Below are 12037 nucleotides of genomic sequence, written 5' to 3' on the forward strand. Positions count from 1 at the left end.
TTTTTACATTTTACTTTTTACTTTAAAAATGACCATCAACATTCAAAACCTGTTAAGGGACAATATTAGAAAGCTTACACCTTATTCTTCCGCTCGTGACGAATTTAAAGGAGAAGCTTCTATCTTATTAGATGCAAATGAAAATGCATTTGGTTCACCTTTACCTGTAAATTACAACCGATATCCGGACCCACTACAATTAAACTTAAAGGAAAAAGTCAACCAAATCAAAGGTGTTCCTACGGAACATATTTTTGTTGGCAATGGAAGCGACGAAGCAATTGACCTTCTATTGAGGGCCTTTTGTCGCCCGGGTATAGACAATATTATTATTGTTCCGCCAACCTATGGAATGTATGAAGTATCCGCCAATATCAATGATGTTTTAATTAAGCGCGTCCCGCTGACGACAGAATTCCAGTTAGACCTTAATAGCATAGCTGAGACGATCGATGAAAACAGTAAAATTATTTTCATCTGTTCGCCCAACAATCCTACCGGGAATTCGATCAATAGAGCAGATATAGAAACGCTGTTGAATAACTTCAACGGTATAGTAGTGGTAGATGAAGCCTATATAAACTTCGCCAAACAACGATCTTTTATACAAGAGTTGACAGAATATAATAACCTGGTAGTGCTGCAAACGCTTTCTAAGGCTTGGGGATTGGCGGGATTGAGAATAGGAATGGCTTTTGCGGCCCGCGATATCATTGATGTGCTTAACAAAATAAAGCCGCCATACAACATTAACGAAGCGTCTCAAACACTTGCAATACAAGCTCTTGAAAATGTAGACGAAATCAACACATGGATAAAGACTACCGTCAGAGAAAGAGAGAAATTAGTTAAAGACCTCTCAACGCTCCCGCTTATACAATACATCTATCCTTCGGAGGCAAATTTCATCTTGGTAAAAATGACTACCCCTCGGGAAATTTACAAATACCTTGTTGAACTAGGCATTATTGTACGCGACCGATCGTCGGTCATATTATGCGAAGGATGCCTACGTATAACTATAGGCACTCCCGAAGAAAACCAGCAACTCTTACATGCACTTCGCACGTATCCGTTGGTTAATGGTCAGTAGAATAGTACTTTTGGATAATAAAACAGAAAGCTAAGCAAACACAACGGTGGCGTGCTTGGCTAGATTGTAAAGAATGATCGATAATATGGCTAGTAGCAATAATAAAAAGCGAATTTTGTTCATCGACCGCGATGGAACATTGATTATTGAACCGGAAGATGAACAGATAGATTCCTTTGAGAAACTTAAATTTTATCCCGGGGCATTACAATACTTACCCCGGATAGCCAAAGAATTGGACTATGAATTAGTTTTAGTGACTAATCAAGACGGTTTAGGTACCGATTCGCATCCTGAAGCCAATTTTTGGCCTGTACACCGCTTCATTATGGAAACTTTCGCCGGTGAAGGCGTGCACTTTAGCAAAGAGCACATCGATCGTACTTTTCCACATGAACAAGCGGAAACCAGAAAACCAGGCATCGGTATGCTAAAAGAGTATTTTGATACCGAAAAGTATGATTTAGCGAACTCCTATGTTATAGGTGATCGGATTAACGATGTGCGTCTTGCACAGAATCTAGGTGCAAAGGCTATCTGGTTACGAAATAACGACGCACTTGGAGCAAATGAAAACCTTCTCGTTGATGCCGGTGTTATTGCCTTAGAAACAACCGAGTTCAAAAAAGTGTATGAATTTTTGAAAGTTGGCAATCGCGCGGCGGTGCATCAACGAACAACGAATGAAACAGATATTTACGTCTCTGTCAACTTGGATGGGAAAGGTCAAGCGGCAATCGAAACAGGTCTTCCATTTTTCGATCATATGCTTGATCAATTAGCTCGCCACGGAAGCATGGACTTGACGATAAAGACAAAGGGCGATCTTCACATCGACGAACATCACACAATCGAAGATACTGCCTTGGCATTGGGAGAAACGATATTGAAAGCACTGGGTGATAAAAGAGGCATCGAACGATATGGTTTTTGTTTACCGATGGATGATTGCCTGGCACAAGTAGCTTTGGATTTCGGGGGAAGAAACTGGCTGGTATGGGAGGCGGAATTTAAGCGCGAAAAAATAGGTGAAATGCCTACAGAAATGTTTATCCACTTTTTTAAATCCTTTTCAGATGCAGCTAAATGTAATCTGAACATTAAAGCAGAAGGACAAAATGAGCATCACAAAATCGAGGCAATTTTTAAGGCTTTTGCCAAAGCGATTAAAATGGCGGTAAAAAGGGATCCCGACCGAATGGAACTTCCCAGTACGAAAGGTGTGCTTTAAAGGTTTAGGGTGTAAGGTGTAGGGTGAATGTAGCGGTTTGAGTAGATAGTAATAATATTGGTAATTTTTTAGAGCTGATAGCTGTGTGCTAAAGGCGAATAGCTAAACATGATTGGAATAATAAACTACGGTGCGGGCAACATTTTTTCGTTGACTGCCGCGCTCGATCGGCTGAGCTTAAAATATGGTATGGTTAATGCAGGAGATAATATGGATCGATATAGTCACATTATTATACCCGGCGTTGGCCATGCAGGAGCCGCCATGCAGAAACTGCAAACATCAGGACTAGTTAATTCGATAAAGGCTCTGACAAAACCGGTGTTGGGAATTTGCGTCGGCATGCAATTACTGACGCGCCATTCGGAAGAAGGAAATGCTCAATTATTGCATATTATGGATATTGACACACTGCATTTTGCTCATAAGATCCCCTATAAAGTTCCTCACATGGGATGGAATAGCGTGAATTCAAGTTATGATAATAACCTTTTTAAAGGAATACCGGCTGATGCATATTTTTATTTTGTCCACTCTTATTTTATCGAATATAATCCTACTTTTACACTCGCTTATACAACGTATGGTCTTAAGTTTTCTTCAGCTATACAGTTTAACAATTTTTATGGAGTCCAATTTCACCCTGAAAAATCAGGAGAAGCAGGAGAACAATTATTAAAAAATTTTTGTACAATCTAATCAAGAAAAGTCATGTATATTATTCCAGCAATCGATATATTGGATAAAAAGGTAGTTCGTTTACGAGAAGGTAAATACGATGATATTACCACCTATGATATCAGTTTGGAGGAGATGATAGAAAAATATCAGTCGAACGGCACCGAATTTGTACATATTATTGATCTCAATGGCGCAAAAGGCGATTTCAGCAATCAACAGTATCTTTTTGACATTATCAAAAAAACCGACATGAAGGTTCAGTACGGCGGTGGGGTCAGAAGCATCGATAAGGTTAAGGAATTGATTGACTCCGGTATACATCGCGTCATCGTTGGAACGCAAGCCATCACCAATCCGGAGTTTTTAGATGAGCTTAGCCACCTTTACTGTAATGGGATCAAATGTTCCGATCACATTGTAGTTGCTATAGACGTACTAGACGAGGTCATTAAATATTCGGGCTGGATGGAAAGTTCACCTTTAAAGTTAATCGATTATATAGACAGATGCCTTGGTTTGGGCTTCTTCAGGTTCCTTTGCACAGACATCAACAAGGACGGAAAACTTGGCGGAGCGGGTATTGATTTGTATAAAAAACTTTTAGATCACTCCCCTATCATCAAATTAATTGCCTCCGGTGGTATCAGTTCCATGGATGATATCAAAGCCCTCGACGAACTTCGGATAGAAGCATGTGTTGTTGGAAAAGCCATATACGAAAATAGAATAAGTATTGAAGAGATAAAAGAATGGAACCTTCGCTCACTGATCAATTTTTAAATACGGGCGTTGCTAAGCGTATTATCCCTTGCTTGGATGTAAAGGATGGGAGAACCGTTAAAGGAGTTAACTTTGTCGATTTACGCGATGCGGGTGATCCAGTTGAGCTGGCATGGCAATATTCCAAGCAAGATGCTGATGAATTGGTTTTTCTGGATATAACCGCCACGCACGAAAAACGCAAGACAACGATTGATATGGTCAAAGCCGTTGCGAGAAATGTGAATATTCCTTTTACCATTGGCGGAGGCATACATGAGATTGGCGATGCAGATATATTATTAAATTCCGGTGCAGATAAAATTTCCATTAATTCTGCAGCTGTTAGAAATCCAGGATTAATCGACGAACTGGCCGATGCATTTGGTATTCAATTCGTTGTTGTCGCTATTGACACGAAATACGTTGACGGCAAAAATTATGTTCACCTCAATGGTGGACGGATAAAAACGGATATCCTTACAGAAGAGTGGATAAAGGAGGCCGAAAGCAGAGGCGCCGGCGAAATATTACTCACATCCATGGACCATGACGGAACAAAGAATGGTTTTGATTGCAAGTTACTCCGTACTGTTAATCAGAGCTTAAGTATACCTATTATTGCCTCCGGCGGAGCGGGCAATCAACAACATTTTGTAGATGTTTTCTTAGAAACACAGGTAGATGCTGCTTTAGCAGCTTCCGTTTTTCACTATGGGGAAATTCGTATACCTGACCTGAAGGGAACACTGAGAGCACATGGTATAGAAGTCCGTTAATGTAATTTATTTTAAAAATGCTAGATTTTAATAAAGGAGCAGGCTTAGTTCCCGCTGTCATTCAGGATTATCAAACATTAGAAGTACTTATGCTGGGTTACATGAATGAAGAGGCATGGGAAAAGACGCAAAAAGAACAACGTGTCACCTTCTTCTCACGCACTAAGAATCGCTTATGGACAAAGGGAGAAGAAAGCGGTAATTACTTAGAGCTGGTTGAAGCGTCTGTTGATTGTGATAACGACACCCTACTAATTAAGGTAAATCCAAAAGGCCCAACCTGTCATACCGGATCTAGAAGTTGCTTCAAAACTGATTTTAATCAAAATTTCATTTTTCAATTAGAAAAAATTATTGATGATCGCTTTATCAATCCTAATGAAAGTTCTTATGTAAACAAACTGCGGGACAAAGGCATTAATAAAATCGCGCAAAAAGTGGGAGAAGAAGCTGTAGAGACCGTTATAGCTGCACTGAAAGAATCAGACATGGATTTTATTAACGAATCATCAGACCTGATCTTTCATTTACTTGTTCTATTGAGAGAAAAAAACATCCCCTTGGTACGTATTGCTGAGAATTTAGCTAAACGGCATCATAAATAGTCATGAACAGAATAGAGGTTAATAAGAAATATACTTTATCAGGGCATCAAAATCCGATCTTTGCCGTTGAGACGGGAAGTACTCCCTCTATGCTGTTCACGGCAGGCAATGACAAAGGTGTGGTGGAATGGGATCTCGATGTAGGTAAATTTAAAAGAATACTCCTCCCTGTAAAAAGCTCTGTATATGCGCTGCACTACCTTCCTGCCGGCAAATTACTAGCCATTGGCGAAAGAAGCGGTTTGGTGACTATTGTGGATGTTGAAAAACATTTGGTGGTGGCTAGACTGCAACATCACGAAAAGCCGATTTTCGGGATACAGGCCTTCCGTACAAAACCTGAGCTGATTGTGTCGTCAGAAGATGGTACGGTATCTATCTGGGACACTGTGAATTTCAAGTTGCTATATCATTTCAATGTGTCTGCAGAAACGGTCCGCTGCATTGCACTTAACCGCACCGAAGATACCATCGCGTTCGGTGCAAAAGACAGTAAAATAAGATTATTTCATGCCCGGGACTATCTGCAATTTCAAGAAATCAATGAGCATAGTGCCGCCATTACTGCACTCACATTTTCTCCCGATGGCAACTTTCTATTAACCGGCGGACGCGACGCACAATTAAATGTATTCGAGACAAAAGATTTTTTATTAAATAGAAATATCACGGCACATATGTTTAGCATTTATGGCATCGCTTACCACCCAAGCTTTCCCTTATTTACTACCGCGAGCCGCGATAAAAGCATTAAGATATGGCGCGCCACGGATTATTCCTTAATGAAAAATATTAGTTTGGAAAAAGGGTACGAAACGCATCGTTTATCGATAAATAATATAACCTGGATCAACGATCATACCTTCGCCTCAGTAAGCGATGATAAAATGGTCCTTATTTGGAATACAGAGCTTATTTAGCACGCTTTTCGGGTTCCTTATTATCCAGCTTAATTTTCTCCTTGGCCGCGGAGCTTAAATCTTTATACTTATTATAAGAATCCATAATGTATAGACGGAGGGTCTCGTCATTCGCTTCCTGAATGAATGACGCTTTCGGACGATATTTTGCCATAAATAAGCTCAAATCTTCTCCTCTTAATGGTGTCAAGCTTGTAATCAACTCCTCTGTAAATCGCGCATCTATAATCCGATTATTACTTTCTACTTCCAACATTCTATATTGTCTTCGGGCGTTACGAGCGCCCTTCCCAAATATGCGTGAGGGAGAAAAACCAATTCCTCCCATACGCTGTGTACCATTTGTGCTACTTCCTCCTGAAACTGTATTCGCAAACTGCCCTTCTTTTCTCAAACGTTCTTTCTCTTCGGCAATCCGGCTATTAGTCAAAGCGTTAATATTGACCTCATCCAACATTCGAGGATCGTTAACGGAGGTGAGGTATACTCTTTTTAAAGCAAAATCTGTTACTACTAAACTGTCCGTACGGTAACCTGGGTAAGAAAACACCAGAATATCATCCTTATCGGCTCGAAGAGAAAATTCCCCTGATCTATTACTACGCGTACTATCATGCTTATTTAAATTCTTCACCGAAACCTCCGGCATTAGCTCGTTACTCTTATATTCCAGCACAATCCCTCTAAAACGATCCTGAGCACTTACGGTAATAACACTAGCCAATAGCAAGGAAAATAATATAAAAGGCTTTATCATATATTCAATGAATCTGGTATTTTCAGGTACAAACTAAACAGTTTTTGGCGAAAAGTGTTAGCTAAAACATAAAATTTAACATTTATTGCACATCGGTCCAATTATTATTGGCAGGATTAATGTCCGGAAAAACTTTATCAGGATCAATAACAACCGATTTAAGCCTTTCATTTGTAGCCACTTTAAATGAGAATGTCTGATTTCTTTCCCAAATTTCTACCGGAAGCTTTATCCGCTGCTTGTTACCGTTTGCTGATACAATTTCAACTATGAGCGGCATAGGCATTTCCTCGAGATTGGAAACGGTGATGATCGCACCTTTGGCAGGATCGTTTTCTACATATTTCACGCCTTCAACCGCTTGATCCAATTTCCAATTATACTGAAACCATGACCGCCAAAACCAACTTAAATTTTCGCCTGCCACGTTCTCGATGGTTCTAAAGAAATCAAATGGTGTAGGGTGTTTATAGGCCCAATAGTCAATATAAGTTTTAAAAGCCCTATCGAATCGTTCCTCGCCCAATATATGTTCGCGCAAAATTGTTAATGCCAACTGTGGCTTCCTGTAGGCAAGTGTCCCTATATTACTTTCCTTCATATTTTGTGGAGACGACATAATAGGTTCAACGTCATCGCTAAAATAAACACGCGCCAAATCATGTCCATTGTATTTCGCTGTTCTGTATTCACCGTTATTAAACGCTTCTTTTGATAGGGTATTGATAAAGCTATTGAATCCTTCATCCATCCAGGCATACAGACGCTCGTTACTTCCCACAATCATAGGAAACCAGATATGACCAAATTCGTGGTCTGTTACGCCCCACAGGCTGCTTGCTTTGGCGGTGCTTCTACAGAAAACAATTCCCGGATACTCCATCCCTCCTATGTTCGAGGCAACATTTACGGCAATCGGATAAGGATAGGGATACCATTTGCTTGAATAATATTCTATAGATGATTTCGTATATTCTGTTGATCGTTCCCACGCATTATTACCATTACTTTCCATCGGATAGGCAGACACGGCCATTGATGTTTGTCCGTTAGGTAAGTTAATTTTTGCGGCATCAATAATAAACGAGCTCGATGAAGCCCAAGCAATATCTCTGCTACGATTAAGTCTAAATCGCCAAGTCAGTTCTTTTTTGCCCTGTGGCCTGGATGTTGGGTTTGTCACTTCTTCACCGGAACGGATCATAACAGTTTTATCGCTTTTTTTAGCTTTTTCCCATCTTTTTAGCTGCTCCTCGGTATAGACTTCATCGGGATTTAACAGCTCTCCTCCACAGACGACAATATGTTTGCTAGGAGCCGTAATTTCAACATTGAAATCACCGTATTCTAAATAAAATTCGCCCGGACCTGTATAAGGCTGTACATTCCAGCCTAACACATCATCATAAACAGCCATTCTGGGATACCATTGTGCAATGGCGAAAATATCCCCATGGGCAGTTTGCAGTATGCCGGTTCTATCTGCGCCATAATCCGGTATCGTATAGCGATAATGGATGGCAAGCTTGGTGTTTCCTCCCGTTGCGTCCAAAGCTTCCGGTAAGAAAACTTGCATTCTTGTATCATTGACCTGATAAGCTATACTCTTACCATCGGCTCCTTTAACAGCCTCAATCGTATAGCCTCCGTCAAAAGGTGTATCATGCGAACCGTATCTGCTTTTTCCTACCGGAACGATCTGTGCCCCGCGACTCTTTTTCGAGAAAAGGTTTTGATCCAATTGTAACCACAGGAAGTCAAGCCTATCCGGACTGTTATTGGTATAATCTAAATATACAACGCCTTCTATCTCTTTGCGTTCCTCATTCAAGCGAACTTTTATTGTATAGTTAACACGATTCTGCCAATATTTTACGCCAGGTTTCCCGCTAGCTGACCGATATTCGTTTCCATTTTGGGTATAAAAGATCGGGGCAAAGGCTTTTTCATAATCGTATTTGCTTGGCGCAGGGACAGTCTGACCAAAGGAGGTCCCTATCGTAAGAATAAAAGCAATGAGCGCAATGAAGGGTTGTTGTTTTAGCATACTTATAAATCGAAAAATAATTTGTAAGGCAAAAATTTGCCTTGGCTTTGACTATAAGCCGCTAATATAACTTTATTTTTAAGGCTGCCTATAAAAATAAAGGCTTAAAATATCTATTTTAAGCCTTTGTAACAATTATTTTAGTTTATCTTGGTATTCCTTTTCGTCAAACCCAAGAATCAGGCCTTTCGGCGATTCAATAACCGGTCTCTTAATAATGCTGGTTTTTGCTTGCATCAATTTATTGGCCGCTTGCTGATCTATGACTGCCGTTTTTTCCGCATCGCTTAAACTTCGCCAAGTTGTACCTTTTTTATTTACTAAGGATTCCCAGCTCACTTCCTTTTCCCAACGTGCTAAAGTATCTTCACTGACACCTAACTTCTTGAAATCCTGAAATTCGTAAGAAACGTGGTTCTTATTTAACCAATCCAATGCTTTCTTTACCGTGTTGCAGTTTTTGATTCCGTAAACTTTCATATTTTTAATATTTAACACTTAGGTATTAGCTAATGGCTAACCCCTACAGCTTTAACTACAGTTATTTATTAAAATTTGTCATTGTCAATTCCAAGCCTACCGTTACGAAACTCTTAATTGCTTCCACGGAATGTGCAATAAGTGCCGGTAAGTCGGCTTTTTCTTCTTGATCGAATGGTCCTAAAACATAATCTATTTGCCGCCCCTTTGGGTAGTTATCACCAATACCAAAGCGCAAACGTGGGTATTGCTGTCCTCCACAAAGGGCTTCGATATTTTTGAGTCCGTTATGTCCGGCAGCACTCCCTTTCGGTTTGATACGAACGCTTCCAAAAGGTATAGCTAAGTCATCCACAATAACCAAAACATTGGAAATAGGTATTTTAAGCTCATGCATCCAATAGTTAACAGCCTTTCCACTCAAGTTCATATAAGTAGTGGGCTTAATGACATGAACGGTTCTACCCTTATGTTTAAATTCCGAATAAAAAGCATATTTCAAGGTAGAATACCCGGCACCAAATTCTTTTACGAGTTCATCCGCTACCATAAACCCTATATTATGTCTTGTGTCCGCGTATTCCTGCCCGATATTACCTAAACCAACGATTAAATATTTCATTTTTACCCTATAAAAAAAGCATCCGATGCTGATCACCGGATGCTTTTGGTAAATTCTTAAAAAGATTTTTATTTTTTACCGGCTTTAGCAGCTTCCTGTTCAGCTTGTTTTAATGCACGCGACATAATTACTGAAACGATCGTATCATCAGCATTGTTAAGGATTTTAGCATTTTTAACTTCCACCGCACCGACACGTACTGACTTACCTACTTCTAATGACTCCAAGCTTACTTCAATCACTTGAGGCATATCTTTAGGTAAGGCTTTTACACGTAATTTACGCAATTTCTGAACCAACTTACCTCCCATTTTTACACCGGGTGATGTGCCTGTCAAGGCAATAGGAATATTCATTGATACAGCTTTATCATCACTTAAAGCCAAAAAGTCAACGTGAATAATTTGATCCGTAAGCGGATGATATTGTGCTTCTTGAACGATTGCTTGATACTTCTTTCCGCTAATTTCAAGATCTACGAAATTAACTTCAGGTGTATAAATCAAAGGTTTCAAATCAGCTGCGGACACAGCGAAGTGATATTGTTCACCACCTCCGTAAAGAACAGCAGGCACCTTACCGGCGTAGCGTAATTCTTTTGCGTCTCTTTTCCCTACGTTCTCTCTAGGAGAACCGCTAATAGCAATTGATTTCATTTATTTGTATTTATTAATTTTTTATACGTCTAGAATATAATGATATACTCCGTTTTTCAAGGCTGCAAAGATAGAAAAAATTTTGATCGATTATCTATTTTGATCAAAAATTTTGAACAGATCACTTATTGATCCGTGCTCATTGATGTTTGTTATCGCACGTGCAAATAAGTCAGCCGTCGATAACACCTTGATTTTGCTGCTCTCTCCCTTTAAAGGAATTGTATCGGTAACGATCAATTCGCTTAATACCGAGTTCTCTACCGTCTCGTAAGCCTTGCCGGAAAGGACGGGATGCGTACATACAGCCCGTACGCTGCTGGCACCATTTTCCATGATGAGGGAAGCTGCTTTTGACAAAGTACCGGCGGTATCGCAAATATCATCTATTAACACAATATCTTGCCCCGTTACATCGCCGATAATAGACATTGATTCAATCTCATTCGCCCGCTTGCGCTGTTTATCGCAAATAACCACTTCGGCATTAAAGTATTTGGCGAAGGTTCGCGCTCGGTAAGAACCGCCCATGTCAGGCGAAGCTATTGTAAGATTGGGAAGATTCAGCGATTTTATATAAGGCACAAAAATGCTCGCCGCATCTAAGTGGTCAACAGGTATATCGAAGAAACCTTGAATTTGAGCGGCATGCAGATCCATTGTCATAATCCGATGAGCCCCCGCAGCTGTCAACAAATTTGCGATCATCTTCGCCCCTATAGCCACCCGAGGTTTGTCTTTGCGATCCTGACGGGCAAACCCAAAATAGGGCACCACTGCCGTTATATAGTGGGCAGATGCTCTTTTTGCAGCATCAATCATTAAAAGCAATTCAAATAAGTTATCAGTGGGCTGATAGGTAGACTGAATCAAAAATACGTCGCTACCACGAACCGATTCGTTATAAAAAGGCTGGAATTCACCATCACTAAAGCGAGACAAAGTCATCTCACCTAATTCCTTTCCATAAGCTTGAGAGATTTTTTGAGCCAGTTCTTTGCTACCAGATCCGGCAAATAATTTAACCGTGTTAAATTGAAGAGGCATGAGTGCGGGTTTGGTGTTTAAAAAAATTCGGGCCGTTTTAAAACGACCCGAGTTCTCTTTTGTTATGTTGCCCGACCAGGATTCGAACCTAGACAAACTGAACCAAAATCAGTTGTACTACCTTTATACTATCGGGCAATCCTTTGTGTTTATCAGCCTTCTGCCGTAAACGGAGTGCAAATATAAAGCGATATTCTAAATACTCAAAATATTTTATTCATTTTTTTTCGCTTTTTTAGCACCTACTTGAATATCAAGCGGATTTTTTTCACTACCCCTTTTTTTACTTTTTACTTTTTAATTTTTCCTTTATATCAATACTAATACTTATTTTCGGCACTTAATTGTATTATAATGATA

General features: G+C 39.9%; 13 protein-coding genes and 1 tRNA gene. 7 read left to right on the top strand and 7 right to left on the bottom strand.

Annotated features, from left to right (window positions below):
* The first annotated feature begins 28 nt into the window (after positions 1-28).
* The 7 genes from hisC (at position 29) to ACH11B_RS27725 (ending at position 6068) form a co-directional block, all read left to right on the top strand.
* Positions 29-1093: a histidinol-phosphate transaminase gene (hisC, locus tag ACH11B_RS27695; protein ID WP_377611510.1), complete on the top strand. Its 1065-nt coding sequence runs from the start codon at positions 29-31 to the stop codon at positions 1091-1093.
* A 73-nt stretch (positions 1094-1166) separates the two neighbouring features.
* A complete protein-coding gene (gene hisB, locus ACH11B_RS27700; RefSeq protein ID WP_242627218.1) occupies positions 1167-2324 on the top strand; it encodes a bifunctional histidinol-phosphatase/imidazoleglycerol-phosphate dehydratase HisB in 1158 nt (385 codons plus the stop codon).
* Positions 2325-2432: 108 nt separating this feature from the next.
* The gene (hisH, locus tag ACH11B_RS27705) at positions 2433-3023 is read left to right on the top strand and encodes an imidazole glycerol phosphate synthase subunit HisH (RefSeq protein WP_013668332.1); all 591 of its coding nucleotides are present in this window, start codon (positions 2433-2435) and stop codon (positions 3021-3023) included.
* A gap of 12 nt (positions 3024-3035) precedes the next feature.
* Positions 3036-3785, top strand: coding sequence for a HisA/HisF-related TIM barrel protein (locus ACH11B_RS27710; RefSeq protein ID WP_130856495.1), 750 nt, complete (start codon positions 3036-3038; stop codon positions 3783-3785).
* Positions 3755-4543 (top strand): imidazole glycerol phosphate synthase subunit HisF, encoded by a 789-nt coding sequence (hisF, locus tag ACH11B_RS27715; RefSeq protein ID WP_013668334.1) that lies wholly within the window; start codon positions 3755-3757, stop codon positions 4541-4543. Before ACH11B_RS27710 ends, hisF begins: the two co-directional genes overlap by 31 nt.
* A gap of 17 nt (positions 4544-4560) precedes the next feature.
* Positions 4561-5148 (top strand): bifunctional phosphoribosyl-AMP cyclohydrolase/phosphoribosyl-ATP diphosphatase HisIE, encoded by a 588-nt coding sequence (gene hisIE / locus ACH11B_RS27720; protein WP_013668335.1) that lies wholly within the window; start codon positions 4561-4563, stop codon positions 5146-5148.
* 2 nt (positions 5149-5150) lie between these two features.
* A complete protein-coding gene (locus tag ACH11B_RS27725) occupies positions 5151-6068 on the top strand; it encodes a WD40 repeat domain-containing protein (RefSeq protein ID WP_377611513.1) in 918 nt (305 codons plus the stop codon).
* Here ACH11B_RS27725 and ACH11B_RS27730 read toward each other — a convergent pair.
* The 7 genes from ACH11B_RS27730 to ACH11B_RS27760 all read right to left on the bottom strand — a co-directional run bounded on the left by ACH11B_RS27730 (position 6061) and on the right by ACH11B_RS27760 (position 11815).
* Positions 6061-6825: a hypothetical protein gene (locus ACH11B_RS27730; protein WP_013668337.1), complete on the bottom strand. Its 765-nt coding sequence runs from the start codon at positions 6823-6825 to the stop codon at positions 6061-6063. The two genes, ACH11B_RS27725 and ACH11B_RS27730, sit on opposite strands and share 8 nt — an antisense overlap.
* A gap of 82 nt (positions 6826-6907) precedes the next feature.
* Positions 6908-8872, bottom strand: a complete 1965-nt coding sequence (locus ACH11B_RS27735; protein WP_130856491.1) for a M1 family metallopeptidase — start codon at positions 8870-8872, stop codon at positions 6908-6910.
* A gap of 135 nt (positions 8873-9007) precedes the next feature.
* Positions 9008-9352 (bottom strand): ArsC family reductase, encoded by a 345-nt coding sequence (locus tag ACH11B_RS27740; protein ID WP_377611515.1) that lies wholly within the window; start codon positions 9350-9352, stop codon positions 9008-9010.
* A 61-nt stretch (positions 9353-9413) separates the two neighbouring features.
* The gene (gene pth / locus ACH11B_RS27745; protein ID WP_013668340.1) at positions 9414-9974 is read right to left on the bottom strand and encodes an aminoacyl-tRNA hydrolase; all 561 of its coding nucleotides are present in this window, start codon (positions 9972-9974) and stop codon (positions 9414-9416) included.
* Between the two features lie 68 nt (positions 9975-10042).
* Positions 10043-10630: a 50S ribosomal protein L25/general stress protein Ctc gene (locus tag ACH11B_RS27750; RefSeq protein ID WP_013668341.1), complete on the bottom strand. Its 588-nt coding sequence runs from the start codon at positions 10628-10630 to the stop codon at positions 10043-10045.
* 90 nt (positions 10631-10720) lie between these two features.
* The gene (locus ACH11B_RS27755) at positions 10721-11677 is read right to left on the bottom strand and encodes a ribose-phosphate pyrophosphokinase (protein WP_013668342.1); all 957 of its coding nucleotides are present in this window, start codon (positions 11675-11677) and stop codon (positions 10721-10723) included.
* Between the two features lie 67 nt (positions 11678-11744).
* Positions 11745-11815: transfer RNA gene (locus ACH11B_RS27760), tRNA-Gln, on the bottom strand.
* Positions 11816-12037: the final 222 nt, after the last annotated feature.

It is taken from the genome of Olivibacter sp. EAT-5 (genome assembly GCF_044784325.1).
In the GTDB taxonomy this organism is placed as follows: Bacteria; Bacteroidota; Bacteroidia; order Sphingobacteriales; family Sphingobacteriaceae; genus Olivibacter; species Olivibacter oleidegradans.